General features: G+C 43.5%; 20 protein-coding genes and 1 pseudogene. 15 read left to right on the top strand and 6 right to left on the bottom strand.

Features of this window, described 5'->3' with window-relative positions:
• Nucleotide 1 precedes the first annotated feature (1 nt).
• From Q7J63_RS15780 to Q7J63_RS15765, 4 genes are all read left to right on the top strand, one after another.
• Nucleotides 2–1141, top strand: a complete 1140-nt coding sequence (locus Q7J63_RS15780; protein ID WP_026333789.1) for a glycosyltransferase — start codon at nt 2–4, stop codon at nt 1139–1141.
• Complete coding sequence (locus tag Q7J63_RS15775; protein ID WP_019599314.1) at nt 1132–1743, top strand: RNA polymerase sigma factor; 612 nt, start codon at nt 1132–1134, stop codon at nt 1741–1743. Before Q7J63_RS15780 ends, Q7J63_RS15775 begins: the two co-directional genes overlap by 10 nt.
• 414 nt (nt 1744–2157) lie before the next feature.
• Nucleotides 2158–3486 carry a DUF2254 domain-containing protein gene (locus Q7J63_RS15770; protein WP_304887516.1) on the top strand — a complete coding sequence of 443 codons (1329 nt, stop codon included), beginning with the start codon at nt 2158–2160 and terminating at the stop codon, nt 3484–3486.
• A 373-nt stretch (nt 3487–3859) separates the two neighbouring features.
• Entirely contained in the window at nt 3860–4321 is a 462-nt protein-coding gene (locus Q7J63_RS15765; RefSeq protein WP_026333790.1) for an Hsp20/alpha crystallin family protein, read from the top strand.
• A gap of 188 nt (nt 4322–4509) precedes the next feature.
• On the opposite strand, the gene nadD is transcribed toward Q7J63_RS15765, so the two are convergent.
• The 4 genes from nadD to Q7J63_RS15745 all read right to left on the bottom strand — a co-directional run bounded on the left by nadD (nt 4510) and on the right by Q7J63_RS15745 (nt 6608).
• Nucleotides 4510–5076, bottom strand: a complete 567-nt coding sequence (gene nadD / locus Q7J63_RS15760) for a nicotinate (nicotinamide) nucleotide adenylyltransferase (RefSeq protein WP_019599320.1) — start codon at nt 5074–5076, stop codon at nt 4510–4512.
• A gap of 5 nt (nt 5077–5081) precedes the next feature.
• A complete protein-coding gene (gene gmk / locus Q7J63_RS15755) occupies nt 5082–5654 on the bottom strand; it encodes a guanylate kinase (RefSeq protein WP_304887514.1) in 573 nt (190 codons plus the stop codon).
• A 5-nt stretch (nt 5655–5659) separates the two neighbouring features.
• Entirely contained in the window at nt 5660–5932 is a 273-nt protein-coding gene (locus Q7J63_RS15750; protein WP_019599322.1) for a mycothiol system anti-sigma-R factor, read from the bottom strand.
• 82 nt (nt 5933–6014) lie between these two features.
• A complete protein-coding gene (locus tag Q7J63_RS15745; RefSeq protein ID WP_019599323.1) occupies nt 6015–6608 on the bottom strand; it encodes a sigma-70 family RNA polymerase sigma factor in 594 nt (197 codons plus the stop codon).
• Nucleotides 6609–6742: 134 nt separating this feature from the next.
• Between Q7J63_RS15745 and Q7J63_RS15740 the strand changes: the two genes are divergently transcribed.
• Nucleotides 6743–7606 (top strand): lysophospholipid acyltransferase family protein, encoded by an 864-nt coding sequence (locus Q7J63_RS15740; protein WP_304887511.1) that lies wholly within the window; start codon nt 6743–6745, stop codon nt 7604–7606.
• Nucleotides 7607–7801: 195 nt separating this feature from the next.
• On the opposite strand, the gene tnpA is transcribed toward Q7J63_RS15740, so the two are convergent.
• Entirely contained in the window at nt 7802–8254 is a 453-nt protein-coding gene (gene tnpA, locus Q7J63_RS15735) for an IS200/IS605 family transposase (protein WP_304887509.1), read from the bottom strand.
• 62 nt (nt 8255–8316) lie between these two features.
• On the bottom strand, nt 8317–8487 hold the full coding sequence (locus Q7J63_RS15730) for a hypothetical protein (RefSeq protein ID WP_304887507.1): 171 nt from the start codon (nt 8485–8487) through the stop codon (nt 8317–8319).
• A gap of 459 nt (nt 8488–8946) precedes the next feature.
• Here Q7J63_RS15730 and Q7J63_RS15725 point away from each other — a divergent pair, with 459 nt between their 5' ends.
• The 10 genes and pseudogenes from Q7J63_RS15725 to Q7J63_RS15680 all read left to right on the top strand — a co-directional run.
• Nucleotides 8947–11199, top strand: coding sequence for an ATP-dependent helicase (locus Q7J63_RS15725; RefSeq protein ID WP_304887505.1), 2253 nt, complete (start codon nt 8947–8949; stop codon nt 11197–11199).
• Between the two features lie 66 nt (nt 11200–11265).
• Complete coding sequence (locus Q7J63_RS15720; RefSeq protein ID WP_026333792.1) at nt 11266–11931, top strand: DUF4290 domain-containing protein; 666 nt, start codon at nt 11266–11268, stop codon at nt 11929–11931.
• Nucleotides 11932–13239, top strand: a complete 1308-nt coding sequence (gene murA, locus Q7J63_RS15715; RefSeq protein ID WP_019599329.1) for a UDP-N-acetylglucosamine 1-carboxyvinyltransferase — start codon at nt 11932–11934, stop codon at nt 13237–13239.
• A 372-nt stretch (nt 13240–13611) separates the two neighbouring features.
• The gene (locus tag Q7J63_RS15710) at nt 13612–14577 is read left to right on the top strand and encodes a bestrophin family protein (protein ID WP_019599330.1); all 966 of its coding nucleotides are present in this window, start codon (nt 13612–13614) and stop codon (nt 14575–14577) included.
• Nucleotides 14578–14964: 387 nt separating this feature from the next.
• On the top strand, nt 14965–16680 hold the full coding sequence (locus tag Q7J63_RS15705) for an IlvD/Edd family dehydratase (RefSeq protein ID WP_304887501.1): 1716 nt from the start codon (nt 14965–14967) through the stop codon (nt 16678–16680).
• Between the two features lie 3 nt (nt 16681–16683).
• On the top strand, nt 16684–17460 hold the full coding sequence (locus tag Q7J63_RS15700) for an SDR family NAD(P)-dependent oxidoreductase (RefSeq protein WP_304887499.1): 777 nt from the start codon (nt 16684–16686) through the stop codon (nt 17458–17460).
• Between the two features lie 10 nt (nt 17461–17470).
• Nucleotides 17471–17914: a DinB family protein gene (locus tag Q7J63_RS15695; protein WP_304887497.1), complete on the top strand. Its 444-nt coding sequence runs from the start codon at nt 17471–17473 to the stop codon at nt 17912–17914.
• Between the two features lie 188 nt (nt 17915–18102).
• On the top strand, nt 18103–19296 hold the full coding sequence (locus Q7J63_RS15690; protein WP_304887495.1) for a polymer-forming cytoskeletal protein: 1194 nt from the start codon (nt 18103–18105) through the stop codon (nt 19294–19296).
• 386 nt (nt 19297–19682) lie between these two features.
• Nucleotides 19683–20339, top strand: coding sequence for a hypothetical protein (locus tag Q7J63_RS15685; protein WP_304887493.1), 657 nt, complete (start codon nt 19683–19685; stop codon nt 20337–20339).
• Nucleotides 20340–20454: 115 nt separating this feature from the next.
• Nucleotides 20455–20768 (top strand): annotated as a pseudogene (locus Q7J63_RS15680) (M20 family peptidase); the annotation flags it as partial.

The following is a 20768-nucleotide window of genomic DNA, read 5'->3' as shown; positions in this document are numbered from 1 at the left end:
CATGTTAACGGTTATTCTGTGGATATTATTTTTAGTGGCTTTGGCCATACAATTGTTTTATATCCTGATCATTTTTGGGCGTATGTCTTTTTTTTATCGAAATAAAATATCGAATCCATCCAAGTCAAATACAGAGGGTGTTACCGTGATCGTGGCCGCACACAATGAAAAAGACAACCTGAAAAAGCTCATCCCGATTCTTTGCAGCCAAAAATACCCGAATTTTGATGTCATGATCATCAATGACCGCTCCAACGACGGTACCAAAAACCTGCTGGAAAAAATGATGGCCCTCTATCCCCGGCTACGCACCGTGACGGTCAAATACACGCCCGGACATGTCACTTCCAAGAAATATGCGCTTACCCTTGGGATCAAGGTGGCCAAAAACGATGTGCTTTTGCTCACCGACGCAGATTGCATCCCAAAAACGGATAAGTGGATAGAATTGATGACCGCCCCGGTTCGTCAGGAAAACAAAACCTTTTCACTCGGTTTTTCGCAATACAATTCCGGAAAGGGATTTCTGAATCGTTGGATACAATACGAAACCCTCTGGACGGGCATCCAATACATGTCTTTTGCACTTTGGAAAGCCCCATTTATGGGCGTGGGGAGAAATCTTTGCTACAGAAAAAGCTTCTTCATGGAAAAAAAGGCCTTTAAGGGGCTTTGGCATATTGACTGCGGGGATGATGATCTTTTTGTAAACCTCTATGCAACCGGACAAAACACCGCGGTGGTGGTGGATCCGGAGAGCTTGACCCTTTCCAATCCCAAAACCACCTGGAGAGCTTACTTTTCCCAAAAAAGAAGACATTTCCATGCAGGCAAATATTACCGATCGGGTGACAAAACCAAGATCGGTGTCTATTCCGCAACCCATCTTTTATTTTGGTTGGTGGGACTTTCCTTACTGATTTTTTTAGGTTTGGCACAGAAATGGGAACAATTTTCCATTATTATCGGTATTATGGTTGTCCGATCCATATTATTGACATCCGTCTTCACTTCCGCAAGGAAGAAATTGGAAGGCGAAAGCAAAGTCTTCGGGACGATGTTTTTCGATTTCATGTATTTGGGGTATTTTTGGATAATTGGCACGATGGGGTACCAGTCAAAAAAGGTTAAATGGAAGTAAGCAAGAGAGGTTTTTCGGACAAGGCATTAGAGGATTTTGATTTGATCGACCGCGCCGTGGATCAAAATGACCAGCAGGCTTATGCGGCATTGATGAAGCGCTACAAAAAGGCGGTTTTTTTCATGATTTTAAAAATGATCCGGGATGCCGATGATGCCGAAGACCTGACTATGGAAGCCTTTGCCAAGGCTTTTCGAAACCTCCACAAATTCAAGAAAGACTTTACCTTCAGTACTTGGCTGTTCCGGATCGCCACGAACAATACCATTGATTTTATCCGTAAAAAAAGGCTGAAAACCATGAGCCTCAATACTACGCTGAGCGATGATGGTGGAAATGCCGTGACCATCGATATCGAAGACGACGACAACAATCCCCAGGATGAATTCATCAAGTCGCAGAGAAAGGAAATGGTCAGAATCTTTGTGGACAAGCTTCCTGCCAAATACAGAAAACTGGTGCAACTCCGTTATTTCGACGAACTTTCCTACGAGGAAATTGCCCAGGAACTGGAAAAGCCACTCGGAACCGTAAAGGCCCAGCTCCACCGGTCCCGCGAACTGCTTTACGAAATCGCACAAGGAAAAGAAAAGCACATTTGATTTATCTAAACGTCCAAATAAAAACCCCTGATTCAAAATCAATTTTGAATCAAGGGTTTTTATTTGCTGAGGTAGGGGTTTTAGCTATTTTTTTGACAATACAAGAGCGTGATTTTTGAGGTCAATCCTTCATGACAATTGTTTTCTTTGCCGCTTCGACTCCAGATTTTTTTGTAACAGAGGAATAAATCCTTGCTGCATTTTTTTCATTTGATCCCACTCCGACGCTAGGCAGTTTTAGGCTCTCAAAAAGACATCCCAAAGGAAATAGCCGAAAATGAAAGGAAAATCCCTTTTCTGTAATCCATCTCTACACTATCGCCGCATCTGGAAAAACAAATCGAAAAGCTTTCTTTTTCCTGTCTTCAATTTTTAGGTTTAACTTGAGCTATCTTTTTCCCAAAAATCAATAGCATGAAGAATATTTGGTATACGCTTAAGATTTCTCTCCACAGAACTACCTCCAGCATCGCTTTTATCCCGACATTGTTTGCTTTTTGTGGACTTGCATTGTCTTTTTTGGTTGCATCGGTAGAATATGAACCATGGGTGCTGGATTTAAAGGAGAAGATCGGTTTCCTCTTGATTGGAAGTCTTGATAACGGGAGATTGATCCTGGGAACTTTGGTTGCCAGCACGATTTCCCTGATGGTCTTTAGCTTTTCCATGGTGATGATCGTGTTGAGCCAAGCCTCATCAAGTCTTTCCCCTAGGGTTTTGCCGGGATTGATCAGCAACAAGCCTCACCAGATCATTTTGGGGTTTTATTTGGCCACGATCCTTTTTTCACTGATCATGATCATTAATTTCCAAGCCGAGGGAGAGTATAAAATCCCATCCTTGGGCATATTGTTCGCTATGGCATTTGGCATTACCAGCTTGACGCTTTTCATTTATTTTATTCATTCGATTTCCAAATCGATCCAACTAGAAACCATTTTGCATAATATTTTTAAAAGCACCCTCCATCAAATTGGCCTACGCGATCAAAAAGAACCCCAACAGGAAATCCAAATTCCTGATCAAGGTAATGCCTGGTTGGATATTTGCACAAAACGGGCAGGTTATCTCAAGAAGGTGAATGAAGAAGACTTAATATTATTGGCAGACAAACATGATTTTCAACTTTCCATCTGCAGTCCTATCGGCCAATTTTTAGTCGAAGGATATCCTTTTTTGAAGGTCAATGCAGGTCAAAAACTTCCAGAAACAGTCAATGCTGAAATCATGGGTTGTTTTACATTTTACTTCGACGACGAGGTAGAAGACCATTACATGTTCGGTTTCAAACAGGTATCTGAAATCGCCACGAAGGCCCTAAGTCCGGGCATCAATGATCCCGGAACAGCCATCAAAGCCCTCGATCTACTTTCGGTGCTGTTTATCCGACTGATGGCGATCCATGAGTCTTTGGTGGTATCGGGGAAAGATGGTAAGGCCAGGATTTTTCATTCTCCTGTAAAATTGGAAGAGTTGATCTTTCAAAACCTGATTCCAATTCGGGAGTTTGGAAAGAAAGATGTTTTGGTGATGGTGAAGCTTTTGGAAGTGTTAAAAAACATGGTGTTTGCGGACAGAAATGACGGCAAGTTTACCGAACCTTTGCTGAAGACTGTCCAGAGCTGTATCCAATGTGCAGATGCTGCGCTCAAAAATTCACTGGACAGGGAGCAAATCAATTCCCTTATTCAGCATATCGAAAAAACTGGGGGAGAAAAATATCGGTTGGAACATTTGCGTTGATTTTCCAAAGGATCTTGATTTTAAATCTCCTCCAATATTGCTTTTCAATATTAAACCTGAGTATCCGCAATTCTATTCCAGCTTAAAATTGTTTATTGATCAATTCGTTGTGTCCTGTTTTTGATTTCACCGAATCGGTGCTTTTCGTTATTCACCAAACAGTCTGATTTTTTTTCAATTACAATTCTCATCAAAAATCCAGTAATAAAAACGGCTTAAAAACAGAGTGATTCTCCTTTCGGGATAATGTTTTTTTCATGAAATCACACTCATAATTATTTGAATTTACGAGATAAATTATTCTTTGAATTTTTATATTTTACTATATTTGTCAAGATATAAATTTAATTATTAAACTTAAAACCAATTTATTATGACAACTTTAATGAGAAGAGGATCAAGCCCATTTTCAAGCATTTTTCCCGAGCTGCTGAACCCAGAGAGACTGTTGGGCAAGTCAATGATGGATTTGGAAAGAAGACTTTGGGACACTGACAGGAATTTTGATGTACCTTCGTTGAATGTGAGGGAAACCGAAAAGGAATACATGGTGGACATCGTGGCGCCGGGATTTGAGAAGAAGGATTTCAAGGTGGAGTTTTCAGAAGGAATGGTAACCGTTCATGCCGAAAAGGAACACAAGGAAGAGGAAACCCAAAAGGATTATACCCACAGGGAATTTTCCTACACTTCCATAGAGCGCTCCTTCTCCCTTCCTGAGAATATCCGCGAGGAAAAGATCGATGCCAAGTACGAAAATGGCATCCTTCAACTCCACATCCCGAAAAAAGATGTGGGAAAACCCAAAATCACAAAGGAAATCAAAGTCTCCTAAGGTTCATCAACCAAGATTTTGCCGGCTCGAAATCCAATTTCGGGCCGGTATTTTTTTGTCCTAACAAAATGGAAGGAATTCTATTTCCTAAAAATTGAATTTCGGAAAAAAGATAGATTTGAAAATGCCTTGCCTCAAGCCACAATAAAAAAAGCATTTCCCTGTCGAGGCGGGACGCGGAAAAACCCTCAAACAAACAATTTTCTATCCATGATATACCCCTCCACAGCATCCGGAAGCAGGTACTTCACCGAATGCCCGGTCTTGACCGCATTTCGGATAAAAGTGGCAGAGATATCCATCAAAGGCGCCTCCACAAAGTGTACATTGGGATGATCAAATGAGGGGTTTTCTCCAGGTCTAGGATAGACATACAGCCCATATTCGGCCAAGATTACCTCATGGTTTTTCCATTTGTGGAAATGCGTCAGATTGTCCCCGCCCACGATCAGCTTGAAGGTATGGTTGGGGAATTTTTCGGAAAGCAGTGTGAGCGTATCTATCGTGTAGCTCGGGCGTGGCATGTGGAATTCCACATCCGTGGCCCTAAAATGAAAATGATCGGCGATGGCGAGCTCTACCATCCTAAGCCGATCAAATTCGTGTAATAACGATTGTTGTTTTTTAAAGGGATTTTGTGGACTGACCACAAACCAGACTTCATCCAAATCCGTCTGATCCTGCATGATATTGGCAATGATCAAATGGCCGATGTGTATGGGATTAAAAGATCCGAAAAACAAGCCTATTTTCAAAACAGTTATTTGGATATAAATTCCGAAACAAGTTTTTCTGCTTCCGCAAATGATTTCTGCATGTCGTCATTGAGGATGGAAACATCAAATTGATCCTCAAAGGTCATCTCGAACTTTGCCTTGTACAATCTTCGCGACAAACTCTCATCAGTCTCCGTGCCCCGGTCCTTCAACCTTTCGGTGAGGGCTTCCATGGAAGGGACTTTCACGTAGACGGCAAGCGCTTTGTCGCCAAAATATTTTTTGAGATTGAGCCCTCCTTTGACATCCACGTCGAAGATGACATGGCGCCCACTGTCCCAAATGCGTTGGATTTCCTCTTTCAGGGTGCCATAGAAATTGCCTTCATAGACTTCCTGCCACTCGATAAATTCTTGTTGATCGATTTTGGATTTGAATTCTTCGGGGCTCAAAAAATAATAATCCTTCCCGTTTTGCTCAGATCTCCCTCTTTTGTCCCTGGTACAAGCCGAAATAGAAAATCCCAAATTTGGGATTTTGGAAATCAGATGTTTGACGATGGTGGTTTTCCCCGATCCAGATGGGGCCGAAAAAATTATTGCTTTTCCTGTTGGCATACCGACTATTCTATCTCTTTTATTTTTTGCCTGATACTGTCGGCCAATTCACTAGGCACGAGTTGTTTGGTGCATTTTGTCTTGAGCACATCGCGAATGGCTTGCTCCAGGTGGTAGTGTTCAAAACAAGGCTGGCATTTGTCCAGTTTTTCCTTCAGGATCTCCTTGGAGTCTTGACTATTCTCCCCATCCAAAATGCTTTCCAGTAACTGGAAGCATTTACTCTCGTCGGAACATCTCAATTTCCTTTCTCCAGATGATTCTAAATTTTTATCCATCTTATGCTTTAATCTGTTTTAGTCAATGCAATGCTAATTTATACTCACAAACCTTTCGTTAAAAAGCCCGTTTTCGCTCAATTCAATCTTCCTGGTCAGTATCATATCCCATGTTCTGGGCATAAGAACGCAATTTCTCTTTCAGTAAGTTCCTAGCACGATGCAATCGTGACCTTACGGTACCGATAGGAATATCCAATATTTTGGCCATTTCTTCGTAGGTAAATCCTTCAAGGTCACAAAGAATGATCACGGTCCTAAAATCTACTGCCAGACTATTGAGTGCGTTGGAGATTTCATCTCCCAGCATGTCCTTGACGGATTCCACCCTCAAGTCGGTGGTCATACCATAGTCAACATCATCCGAGTTGTAATAAGTTTCAACTTCCTGATAATCAATCTTCGTCGGCTGCTTACTTTTTTTCCGGTAATCGTTGATAAAGCTGTTCTTCAATATCCTGAACAACCAAGCCTTGGCATTGGTGCCCTGCTCGAAGGAATTGATAAAACGGAAGGCTTTCAGATAAGTATCCTGCACAAGGTCTTTGGCGTCGTCCTCATCAAAAGTAAGCCTGTACCCAAAATTGTACATGGAATCTATGTGGGGCATAAATTCCTGGTCAAAAATCTCGTTCTTTTCCTGATCGGAATATTTTTTTCGCTGTACTTCAGACATAGGCTTCAAAAGTAATCAATGATGGAAATTATAACTAATTATTTTAAATAAAGTCAATGGTTTTGACTTATTTTGAAGCTTGCTGGACGTTTTGACACCTGTTTGATACGCTCCTAAAAGATAAGCCACGCCCGATGTTTGCCATAAAACTGATTTCCCTTTTGCCCCTTTCCGTACTTTATATTTTTTCAGATGTGCTGTATCTGATCGGATATCACCTCTTGGGTTACAGGAAAAAAGTGATTCGCCAAAATCTGCTGCATGCCTTTCCCGAAAAATCAGCAGAAGAAAGAAGAAAAATCGAAAAGGAATTTTTCAGAAACCTGACCGATTCTTTTGCGGAAACCATCAAGATGTACACCATCTCCAAAGAGGAACTGGCCAAAAGAGTGCAGATCGTCAATTATGAACTCGCCCTGTCCCAGATTGAAAAAAACCAAGTAGTAGTGGGTGTGACCGGACATTTCTTCAACTGGGAACTTCACCTCCAGCACATGATGGCCAATATCAGCACCAAGGTCGATGTGGTTTACCTGAAAGTAAACAGCCCATTTTTCGAAAACCTCATGAAAACGATTCGAAGTAGATTTGGAGGCGGATTGGTGGAAAGGGCAAGTTTCCAAAGGGATTATTTGAGAAAAAGGGATCAGCCAAGATTGATCGTGTTGGCGGCGGACCAAAGGCCCAGCAAATCAGAAATTCGGTACTGGACGCCCTTCCTGCATCGGGAAACGGCTTTTTTTGAAGGCGCCGAAAAACTGGCCAAACGCTTTGGACATACTGTCATCTATTCCCATGCCGCTAAACCCAAACGCGGACATTATGTATTCACCTACCAACCTCTTTCTTCACCACCCTACGACACCGACGCAGAACACAGCATCACCGACGAATTTGTCCGAAGAATGGAAGCCAACATCCGCGAAAATCCTGCGCTTTACCTTTGGAGCCACAATCGGTGGAAGGAAAAAAAGACGACTGTGAGCGTTTCAGAATGAAATAGAAAAGATTAACACACCCCTTCAAAGCTTGATAGGTTATCCTGTGTCTTTCTCTGGATGGGCGTCACCCATCCTGGACAAGCCCTTTCAGGGCTGGTGTAATGAATAAACCGATATCGAAACACGCAATACTTATCCCCATCCTTTTGCAATCATGCCCTATCAGGGCTTGGTGTGCGCACAGCCCTGAAATCAATCCCAAACATATCGTTCATCATATTCGACATGATATTTTTTCAAAAAAGCTCGGTATTCATCTTGAAATGTTTTTTTGCTATGATGCTCATGTTGATTGGCTATATATGCAATCACCCTATCCACTTGGGAAGGGTTCACGGAAAAAGCACCGTAACCATTTTGCCAATAAAAATTCTTATAGTCTTCCCCTTTGGTTTTTATCCATTTTGAAGAATGGGATTTGACTTCCTCTACCAGCTTCATCAGTGCGATTTTTTTTGAGAGTTTGCAAAGGATATGTATATGGTCGACATAACCTCCAACAATGATAGACTGACATTCCAATTCATTACATATTCCACCCAGATAAGCATGTAATTCCGACTCTACTGGAGGCTGGATAAGTGGCTGCCTGTGCTTGGTGCTGAATACGATGTGCAGGTAGTTTTGCACTAGTGATTGTCCCATGGTTTGGATATTACGCCCTTTCAGGGCTGGTTAGTTTATCGTTTTGGCTTTTTGAATGGGCTTCACCCCATCCTTCTGGTATATCGCCCTTTCAGGGCTGGTTCGGTTTTCGTTTGGCTTCTCAGATGGGCTTCACCCATCCTTTTTGAATGGGCTTCTCCCATCCTTAGGTTATTCCGCCCTTTCAGGGCTGTAAAGCTTATTTGTTGGTTCCTCAGATGGGCTTCTTCCATCCTTTTGCTATTTTGCCCTTTCAGGGCTGGGATTATGAATATACGAATATCGAAACGCTCGATATTAAATGAGCTCAGATTTTATCCATTCAGGATAAGTCGATTATAAGCCCTGAAAGGGCAAAATCTCAGAACATAGGGCTCTAGCCCTATGTTCTGAGACAAGCAACATCTCCGAAAAAGCCCTGAAAGGGTGAGATAATTCACGCAGAATATCTAACCTCCTATGGACAATCTAAGGATGCAGGACCATTTTCTAAGTTGAATAAGGGAGTAAGCCCTGGACTCTTTTTCAACCGCAGCATTTCAAAAAGCATTTAAACCCCTTTTCAATTTTCTAAACGATCCCAAATACCCCCTTTTTTTAAATCGACATTTGTCTGATAAGCAAAGCCAATTGATTTCCATCCCTACCCAAAAACAATTACCTTTGTCACTCGTTGGATTTATAAAAAATAAATGGATTACCTACAAGGACTTAACCCTCCCCAGAAAGAAGCTGTTGAACGTACCGATGGGCCTGTCATGATCATTGCAGGCGCAGGATCGGGCAAAACCAGAGTGCTTACCTATCGGATCGCCCACCTTATCCATGCCAAGGGAGTTGACGCATTCAATATTCTGTCCCTGACTTTTACCAACAAATCGGCAGCCCAGATGAAGCAAAGGATCGAAAAACTGATCGGTCTGGAAGCACGCAATACCTGGATGGGGACTTTTCACTCTACCTTTGCAAAAATCCTGAGGGTGGAAGCCGAAAAAATCGGTTATCCTTCCAACTTCACCATCTATGACAGTGACGACAGCAAATCGCTGATTCGCTCGATCGTCAAGGAAATGCGTATCGACGATAAAGTCTATAAAGCCAACACGGTTTTGTCAAGGATATCGGGTGCCAAAAACAGGCTGATTTCTTGGGAAACCTACATGACTGACCCCAATATCAGGGCGGATGATGAAGCAGCCATGAAACCCAAAATGGGGGAAATCTACCGCACTTACCAAAAAAGACTGTTCAAATCATCCGCCATGGATTTCGATGATTTGCTTTTCAATACCAATGTACTTTTTCGGGATCACCTGGATGTGCTCAACAAATACCAACAGCGCTTCAAATATGTGATGGTGGATGAGTTTCAGGACACCAATCTTTCCCAATACTTGATCACCAAAAAACTTGCTGCCGTTCACCAAAACATCTGTGTGGTCGGTGACGATGCCCAGAGTATCTACGCTTTTCGCGGAGCGGACATCCAAAATATCCTGAATTTCGAAAAGGATTATCCCGATCTTTTTGTGGTCAAATTGGAACAGAACTACCGCTCGACCAAAAATATCGTACAGGCCGCCAACAGCATCATCGCAAAAAACAAAGCCCAGCTCAAAAAAGATGTCTGGACCCACAATGATCAAGGAGACTTGATCGAACTTATCAAAGCGAGTTCAGACAACGAGGAAGGCAGATTGATTGCCTCCACCATCTTTGAAGAAAAAAACAACAAAAAACTGGACAACAGTGATTTTGCCATCCTTTATCGCACCAACTCCCAATCCAGATCTCTGGAGGAAGCGCTGCGCAAATTGGGAATCCCTTACAAAATCGTGGGGGGACTCTCCTTTTACCAAAGGAAAGAAATCAAGGATCTGATGGCCTACATGCGCCTTGTCGTCAACAGAGAAGATGAGGAAGCCTTCAAAAGAATCATCAATCATCCAAAAAGAGGAATCGGCGATACCACAGTAGAAAAAATCCTGGTTTCCGCCTATGAGCATGATATCCCGCTTTGGGATGTCCTTACCAATGCCAACAGCTTCCTCGCAGGACGCGCCGCCAATGCAGTGGACGATTTTGCCACCCTGATCAAAAGCTTCGCCATAGAAGTGGAAAGAAAAGATGCATTTGAAGCCGCTACTTCCATGGCCAAACAATCCGGATTGCTGCGGGATTTGTACGAGGACAAAACCATCGAGGGGCTCAACCGTTATGAAAACGTCCAGGAACTGCTGAATGCCATCAAGGAATATGTGGACAATCCCGAAAACGAGGACAAAAGCCTAGGCGCCTTCATGCAGGAAATCGCATTGCTGACCGACAATGACAGGGACAAAGACACCTCTGATGCAGTCACTTTGATGACGATACATTCCTCTAAAGGACTGGAATTCAAGCAGGTATTTGTGGTGGGAATGGAAGAGGATTTGTTTCCTTCCCAGATGATGATGCAAAGCCGGGAAGATCTGGAAGAGGAAAGAAGGCTGTTTTATGTGGCGACGACACGCGCCATGGACAAGCTTTATCTGACCTATGCGCTGACCCGCTACCGATATGGCAGATTGCTCAATTGCGAACCCAGCAGGTTTTTGGAGGAAGTGGATCCCTCCTGCATCAAAGTCAACAAAAGAATGACAACCGCACTGGCCGGAGCACTTCGAAACGAGTCCAGTGAGGGTACAAATGGATTTATAGGGCTTAAGAAACCTGCCTCAAGGCCTGGAACGACCGCAAAGGTTCATTCTCCCAGTCCAGACTTCAAACCTTCCAACACCAACAACCTCGGTGAAGGCAATTTGGTGGAACATCCAAAATTCGGTTATGGAAAAGTGACGAAAATCGAAGTGGAAGGATTGAACAAAAAAGCCACAATACAATTTGATAATTTTGGAGAAAAGACATTATTACTTAGTTTTGCAAAACTTCGCATAATCGATTAATTATCAGCGCCTCTGTTTTTGCAGGTTTTTTTGTACCTTAATCAGGTCTAAAAGATGGGGGGCGATATGAAAAACAACGAACAGCTTAAACAAACAATCATTTTGAAAGAATACGGAAAGAATATCCAAAGGCTGGTCACTCATGTTGCCGCAATGGAAGACCGTGAAAGACGCACCCAAAGTGCTTATACACTGGTAGAACTGATCAAACAACTGAATCCCCAGCTAAAACTGGAGAGTGATCAGAAATTATGGGATGACCTTTATATCATGTCGGATTTCACTTTGGAAATCGACGGACCTTATCCAGAGCCGGAAAAGGAGCTTTTGGGCAAGAAACCAAAGCCAATCGGTTATCCCATAGGAGAAGTAAAATTCAAACATTACGGCAGAAACATCGAGAAATTGATCGAAAAGGCTGTAGAACTTGAAAATGATGAGGAACAGGAAGCTGCCATCATTTACATTGGCCAGCTGATGAGAAGTTTTCATTCTACCTGGAACCGAGACAATTTCGATGATGCCATCATTCTGGATGATATCAAAACCCTTTCGAAAGGCAAGCTCCATATCGACTTGGAAAAAGTCAAAGAAATGGGTCTTTTTGAGACCAATACCAGACGGGATTTCAAAATCCCGATCGAAGTAGAAACTCCTACCCCAAGAAGAAATTTCGGAGGTACCAATACAAGAAGAAAAACAAACGGAGGTCACCCCAAAAAACGCAGATAAATGTCATCATTCAGAGTAAAAGGAGGCCTAAAACTCAAAGGGGAAATCACTCCCCAAGGAGCAAAAAACGAGGCCTTGCAAATCCTTTGTGCCGTATTGTTAACCCCTGAAAAAGTCACAATCCACAAAATCCCCAACATCAGGGATGTCAATATGTTGATTGAACTGCTTTCGGATATGGGCGTAAAAGTGGAAAGATTGGGCCCTGAGTCCTATGCTTTCCAAGCAGACAATGTAAATTTGAAATACCTCGACACTGAGGATTTTTTGAAAAAAGCTTCCTCACTCAGAGGATCCGTGATGCTTTTGGGTCCTTTGTTGGGTCGATTCGGTACCGGAAGGCTTTCCAAACCAGGTGGGGATAAAATTGGCCGTAGAAGGATGGATACCCACTTCTTGGGGTTCCAGAAACTTGGCGCCCAATTCAATTACGACAAAAACAATGAAATCTACCACATCGACGGCAAGAACCTGAAAGGGACCTATATGCTGTTGGATGAAGCTTCCGTGACAGGCACGGCAAACATCGTCATGGCGGCAGTCTATGCAGAAGGCAAGACTACACTTTACAATGCAGCCTGCGAGCCCTACCTCCAACAACTTTGCGACATGCTCAACAGGATGGGCGCCAAGATCACAGGGATTGGCTCCAATATGTTGCATATCGAAGGCGTCAAGAATTTAAAAGGAACTGTCCATACGCTTCTTCCTGACATGATTGAGATCGGTTCGTTTATTGGCCTTGCGGCCATGACCCAGTCAGAAATCACGATCAAGGATGCCCAAATCCACCGATTGGGCATTATTCCAGATACCTTCAAGCGTCTTGGGATCGAGATGGAATTCAGGGGAGATGACATTTTTATTCCTGCCAAGAAACATTTTGAGATCGACACCTTTATCGATGGCTCGATCCTGACGGTTGCCGATGCGATTTGGCCAGGATTCACACCTGATTTGCTGAGCATTATTCTGGTGACCGCCATACAGGCAAAAGGAACAGTCCTGATCCATCAAAAAATGTTTGAAAGCCGTCTCTTCTTTGTGGACAAACTCATCGACATGGGTGCCCAGATCATTCTTTGCGATCCACATAGGGCTACGGTAATCGGTTTGGACAGGAAATACCCACTTCGGGGAATCCGGATGACTTCTCCCGATATTCGTGCAGGTGTTGCACTTTTGATTGCAGCGATGTCTGCAGAAGGCACGTCCATCATTGACAATATCGAGCAGATTGACCGGGGGTATCAGCACATTGACCAGCGATTGAATGCTCTGGGAGCGGATATCGTAAGGATTGATTGAGAAAAGCAAGAGCTGGTTTTAGGATGGGATGTATTTATACCCAATTCGCAGGTGGCTTACGCACAAGCCAAAACCCGAATTGAGGTATAAATAGGGGCTTGCTGGCGCTATGGTTTTGGGTAGAGGAACTGAATAATTAAATCTTAAATAGACATGAGGCTTATTAAGGATATTGAATCTGCAAGAAAATCAGACTATAGGGGGGCTAATTTCTGACACCAAGAGGGGGAAGTCAAAAATAGTCATCCCTTAATAGCGTATCTGTCAATTTCAATCCTGAATTGAGTTCGTCAAGTACAATACGGATTAAATTATGATTTCCTTATTCGGCGAATGATTCTTGTTTAGAAAAAATCAAATTGAATATCACCAATGATTGTAGCCAGAAATCTAAGTTTAGGATTGATCCTTTATTACACATGGAAGAAACTGTTGTATTACCTTATAGTTTCAACTACAATATACATCTTACACGAATACTCCGGACTTCTATATTTTAATATCCCATCCTATACCATAGCGGCGCTGGGAGTTGCTTTGGCTATTTTTCTGGGCTTCAAAAACGACCATGCATACGGCAGGTGGTGGGAAGCCCGGAAAATCTGGGGACTTATGGTCAATTATAGCAGGGCATGGGCTCGTCAGGCCACAACCTTAATTATCCCGAATAATGAGGCCGAATCCGAGGAGGTCCATGCTTTTCAAAAAATGTTGGTCTACAGGCATATTGCTTTTGTAAATGCTTTAAGGGTGTTTTTGAGGAGACCGCACGACTACAATGTGCCAAAACAGAAAGAATTGTTTGAGGAGGACAACACGTATACCGATGCGATTCCTTTTATTAGCGAGGAGGAATATCAAATTTTTCGATATCAGAACAATCCTCCCAATTTTCTTCTCCAGCGACAGGGTGAGGATCTCAAACTGGCCTTTCAAAAAGGCTGGCTTAGTGATTACCGTTTTGTTAAAATGGAAGAAACCTTGGTGGATTTTAACGATATCCAGGGAATGAGTGAAAGAATCAAAAACACACCGCTTCCCAGACAGTATACTTTTTTTTCCAAAGTGTTTGTCCTCATTCACTGCACACTTTTACCAATGGTTTTTATCACTGAAATGGGTTGGAAAACCATTCCGATTGCGCTAATCGTCTCCTTTGTATTTCTTGCTTTGGATATGGTAGGAGAAAGAACAGAAGATCCGTTTGAAAACAAGCTGGAAGACACACCGCTATCCTCTCTGAGTATCACCATAGAAACCAATTTAAGGGAACAGCTTAAGGAACATAAGGACAATTATCCTCCGAAATATGAAAGCAAAGAAGGGATAATTCTTTGAGACCAACTTGACAGGGTAACTTTGGAATACACTTCACACCTACTTTTTCCTTATCTATAAAAGATTTTTTCTGAATTAAAGTAACCAAAAAAAGAAGTATGAATTTTTGGGAAAAGAGGATTTATTGAGGTTTAGAAATCAGATTGAAAACTATCGACAGATTATCAATAAATTTCAAGCTGGAATATAAATGGTCGTGGATAACACGGGTTTGAGGGGAGCCACATACAAAAAGGTTCTCGCAAATATTTTTATAGTGCATTCTTTATATAAAGCACCTCTTTCCTACCGCAGATCATCAATCCGCCAATTTTATCCCAATTCCAATGGGAAGCATACAAATTTTTCTTAAATTCTGCACCAATTCAAACCCAAGAACCTGTTGTAATGGAAGAAAAGAAATTAAGAAGCCAGGAATGGTTTGGCCGTAAAGGTAAGGACGGTTTTATCTACCGCGCATGGATGAAAAACCAAGGTTTTCCCAACCATCTTTTTGAAGGTAAACCTGTGATCGGCATCTGCAATACTTTTTCAGAATTCACCCCCTGCAATGCGCACTTTCGGGATTTGGCCGATGCCGTCAAGAGAGGTGTCTGGGAGGCAGGTGGTTTTCCCCTTGAATTTCCGGTCATGTCACTCGGAGAATGCACGATAAAACCGACAGCCATGCTCTTTCGCAACTTGGCCAGTATGGATGTGGAAGAGAGCATCCGCGCCAATCCACTCGATGGGGTAATCCTGATGTGCGGTTGTGACAAAACCACTCCCTCCCTGGTGATGGGCGCCGCAAGTGTCAACATCCCGACGATGGTACTCTCAGGAGGCCCAATGCTGGCAGGTAGATTCAAAGGGAAGAAAATCGGCACATCGGATCTTTGGCGGTTTGTCGAAGAATTTAAAAAAGGTGAATTGTCCCAGGAAGAATTTATCGCTGCAGAAAGTGCCATGGCAAGATCCATAGGCCACTGTGCACCCATGGGCACAGCCTCCACCATGGCCGCCATGGTGGAATCCCTAGGTTTGGCGCTACCCGACAATGCCACTATCCCGGCGGCGGATTCCAGAAGAAAAGCCATGGCCCATATGGCTGGAATCAACATCGTCGAAATGGTCCGTTCTGACCGGAAAATGAGCGATATCCTCACCAGAAAATCCTTCGAAAACGCCATCATGGTGAATGCCGCCTTGGGCGGGTCGACCAACTTTATCATCCATCTTCTAGCTATCGCTGGAAGAATGGGCATAGAACTTTCCATTGAGGACTTTGACCGATTCTCTGCCGACATTCCCCTGATCGCGAATGTTCAACCTTCGGGAGAACATTTTGTAGAGGATCTTTTTTACGCGGGAGGTCTGCCGGCGGTGATGAAGGAAATCTCCGGCAAGCTCCATTTGGATACCCTTACGGTCAATGGCAAGACGATCGGAGAAAATATTCAAAAGGCAGTATGCTATGACAGGGAACTGATCGGAACTTTGGAAAAACCTTTCAAACCGGAATCTGGAATCGCCGTACTTAAAGGCAATCTCTGCCCGAACGGCGCTGTGCTCAAACCATCGGCCTGTACGCCATCCCTACTTCAGCACCGAGGTCAGGCAGTCGTCTTTGAAGACATCGATGACTACAAAAGTAGAATTGACGACCCAAATCTGGCTGTTACCGCGGACTCTGTTTTGGTATTGAAGAATGTGGGGCCAAAAGGATATCCCGGAATGCCCGAAGTCGGCAACATGCAAATCCCCTTCAGGCTGCTTTCCCAAGGAGTAAAAGACATGGTCAGAATATCGGACGGAAGGATGAGCGGAACGGGCTACGGCACTGTCGTCCTCCATATTTCCCCGGAAGCCGCCATCGGTGGCAACCTCGCCTTGGTCCAAAATGGGGACTGGATACATCTTGATGTGCAAAACCGAAGCTTGACCCTTGAGGTGGGGGACGAAGAACTTGCGGAAAGAAGATTGGAATTTAAACCCTTGGATTTGGGTTACGCCAGAGGCTATGCAAATATGTTCATCCAACATGTTACCCAGGCACACGAGGGAGTGGATTTTGATTTTTTGAAAGGCGGCTCAGGCCCCGAAGTAAAAAGAGATTCACATTGACAAATGAAAAAAAACACAAATCACATCACCAACAAAGTCGCACTGATCACAGGTGCGGGACAAGGAATCGGTTTGGAGATCGCCAAAACACTCGCCCATAAAGGTTATTTCATCGTACTCAATGACATGGAAAAAAGCCTCACGGAGGATGCTGTCAAGGAAATCATCAAGACGACAGGCGACCGGGCCATTGGTATTTCGGGAGATTCTGGAGATGTTGACTTCGTCGCAGAAATGGTGGATCTGGCCCAGAAGCAATTTGGACAGCTCGATGTGGCCATCGCAAATGCCGGCATTACGCTCTTCGGTGAGTTTCTGAACTATGAACCCAATGATTTTTTCGAAGTCATGCGGGTCAATATGGGAGGCACATTCTTTCTTGCCCAGGCCGCGGCCAAAGTCATGCGGCAACAAACCAGTGGGGGCTCGCTTCTTTTTACCTCCTCCGTAACCGCACATCAGGCTCATAAAAATCTGGCGGCTTATGGGATGAGCAAGGCGGCGATCGAAATGCTGGCCAAAAATCTGGTCATTGAGCTTTCTGAATCCGGCATCAATGTCAACACCATTGCTCCCGGGGCAACTTTGACCACCAGAACAGCCGAAGACCCAGAATATGAAAGAACATGGTCTAGGATTACCCCCATGGGCAGGCCAGCATCCGTACAGGACATAGCCCATGCAGCTGCCTTTTTGGTCTCAGAAGAAGCCCGTCACATCACCGGCCAAAATCTCATTATCGATGGCGGTTGGACAAGCATCAGTCCTTCACCTTATTAAAACCAAAAAAATGAAATCTCATTTCAATGAAATCTTTGAATACACGAAGGCAAGCAATTCCACCTGCATCCAACTCCTGGAAAAACACGGGGAACTGGTCCCGCTAAATACCTTGAAATTCTTCAGCCATATATTCAATGCCCATCACGTGTGGAACGCAAGAATCATTGGGGAAAAGCAGGAAATGGGGATTTGGGATATCCACCCTTTGGAGAATTTGGAAGCTCTCAATACCGAGAACTATGAGAAATCGCTCTCGATCATAGAGAATTTTGACTTGGAGCAGGTGATTGCTTATACCAATTCCCATGGCGTGGATTTAGAGAACAAAGTGAAGGAAATCCTTTTTCACTTGGTCAACCATGCCACCTACCACCGAGGCCAGCTCATGGCAGAACTCAGGGAAGCTGGATTGGAGGCAGTTTCCACGGATTATATTTTTTACAAAAGATAGATGATTAAAATTAGGTCAAAATAAATCTCAATATTTTTAAAAAAATTAATCTTAAAATTGGTTTAAATATAAAAAAACAAATAATATGAATATTTTTTAATATTATTTTTTGCATTAGCCAGTAACATTGGATAAATTATGCTTGTATATAATTTTTAAAAAGTGAATTAGACCCAAGTTCTATCGCTATGAAAAATCTTTCTAGACTCGCTTTTTCAGCCATTTTGATCCTTTCCATCAGTTCTTTTCAGACCAAAAATTTCAAATCCGGAGAATCGATCCTGATGCAAACACCCATTGCAGAGAATTTCTATGCCGTCGGAGGAACGGTTACAATCAATGCGCCTGTTCTTGGAGACTTGGTGGTAGCGGGAGGAACCCTTTTCATCAATGACACCATTCATCACGATGTTCTCGCCGCAGGTGGGACGCTCCATCTAAACGGAGTGGTGGGTGAAGATCTCCGCTGCGTCGGAGGCCAGGTCCATATCAATAAGGATGTCATGGGGGATGTGATCGTAGCCGGAGGTCAGGTCACGATTGGTAAAAATTCCATTGTCCACGGAAGATTACTCGCGAGCGGAGGAACGGTCAAAATAGAAGGAAATGTAATGGGGCCTGTAAATGTGGCGGCCGGGGAATTTGTGCTCAACGGCACATTGAAAGATGAACTGAATGCAAAATGTGGCGACATCACCATCAATGGAAGTGTCGCAGGTATTTCCACATTGGTCGCCGGCGACATCAAAATTGGGAATAAAGCCTCCTTTTTGGGAGATGTCCGCTACTGGGACAAGGAGGGGGATCTGGATTTTGGCAGTTCCCTGGAAGGAGGGGTAATTGCCACCTTCGATCCCAACTTGGCAATTGATGGTGAGGGTTGGAAAATACTGGGTTTTTCGACCCTTTTTGGCATTTTTTGGTATTTGGGAGCGGTTTTGGTCATGATGCTCCTCTTGGGCTATTTTTTCAGAAACACCTTCAAAAAAGCAGCTGCAACCGGCATGGAAGACCCCGGCAAAAGCATTGGCTATGGTTTCCTTTTCGTCTTTGGCATTCCGGTTTTGGTGATGATCTCATTTTTGAGTTTGGTTGGGATTCCTGCGGGACTGATCCTACTTGGTTTCTACTTGGCGGTGGTGTTTTTTGCCGCAACGATCTCCTCACTTTTGATCGCCAATTGGATACAGTGGAAAAATGAATATCAATGGCCATTTTGGAAGTTGATCTTGGTGGCTTTCGGGATTTTTATTTGCCTGAAACTCATTTCCCTCATTCCATTTCTGGGATGGTTTGCCATGTTGGCGGTGGCTTTGGTCTGTTTTGGGGCCATCATGAAAAGTTTTTGGCCGGAGAAACTCTTCTTAAAAAGCACCTACTGATTTGCGCTGGACCAAGGATTGAAATCAGGTGATTGTTTCTGGAATTCGTTTGAATAGGACTACGCAATTCCTTTGGCACAGTCCATTTTGAAACCTTAAACCTGTGTTGTCCATGACGAACTCAATTCAAAATTGTAATTCAGGATTTACAATTGGGTACTGACTATTTTTGACCTCACCCTACCGGTGTCAGAAATCAATCTCCCAGTAGTCTTATTTTCTTGCAGTTTAACCCCTTTTTTGAAACCAAATGCCTATTACGGGTTAAAGCCAATCCATCTCAAAAACATCCGACACAATGGATCATTTTGACAAATGGAGATACATTCTTATCTTGAAATGGTTAGATTGTCCCATCATTTTCAACCTCCAATAAAACGCTATTTATGAAACGACTTCAATACTTTACCCTATCAATCTGTTTTTTGACTTTATTCTCCTGCTCCACTCCCGAAAAAGAAGTTGAGGACACACTCCCTATGAAAGTTGCTAAGGCCTATGGCTTTGAAAATTTCTCCAAAATCAATTCGATCGCCTACACATGGAATGTCCAAGTGGATTCCGCCACGGTAAGCACACGAGATTGGAAGTGGAACATCAAGGACAAAACGGTTTATTTTTCCAACCCAGACACCAGTTACACCTACAGTCTAAGCCTACCGGCCGATTCCCTACCACCCGCGGACAAAGGATTTGTCAATGACAAATATTGGTTGATGTATCCTTTCCAGCTGGCTTGGGATACGGGATACACATTCGAAACCGAAGAAAATGTACCTGCTCCGATCTCGGGCCAAAACACAACCAAGCTCACCATTCTTTACGACAGCCAAGCTGGTTATACACCCGGGGATGCCTATGACCTCTTTTTGGATGAAGACCTCATGATCACCGAATGGGTGTTCAGAAGAGGAAATGCACCGACCGGCAGGTCCATTACTTGGGAAAATGAGCAGGAATTCAATGGGATAAAATTAGCAACCGAACATAAAAACGATGCTGGAACCAAATTTATTTGGTTTACGAACATCAAAGTAGACTGATCGGGCAATCAAAATGCCGGATTACCCAAGCCAACCTGAAAAGCATTTGGCTATTTTAGGTTGGACTGATAAATACCCGAAAAATAAAAGCTCACTTCCCGAAAAAAATATTTCCATGAACAAACTGTTGCTCTTCGCCCTAATCCTTTTTTCCCATCAGGTTTTGGCCCAAAAGCTCACCAAAACGGAGTCCAAGCTGCTGTCCGTCATCGACAAAAACTATGCGGAATCCCTTGCTCTCCTGCAAGAGACGGTTGACATCAATTCCGGCACGCTGAACATGGAAGGGGTCCGGGAGGTTGGACGTGTATTTGAAAGGGAATTTGCCAAAATAGGATTCCAAACGGAATGGATCACATTGCCGGATTCCCTGAAAAGGGCTGGGCACTTTGTGGCGACCAAAAAAGGCAACAAGGGCAAAAAACTCTT

The organism is Rhodonellum sp., from assembly GCF_030656585.1.
Taxonomy (GTDB): domain Bacteria; phylum Bacteroidota; class Bacteroidia; order Cytophagales; family Cyclobacteriaceae; genus Rhodonellum; species Rhodonellum psychrophilum.
The sequence above is the reverse complement of the archived record's forward strand: the minus strand, read 5'-3'. Positions and strand labels throughout refer to the sequence as shown.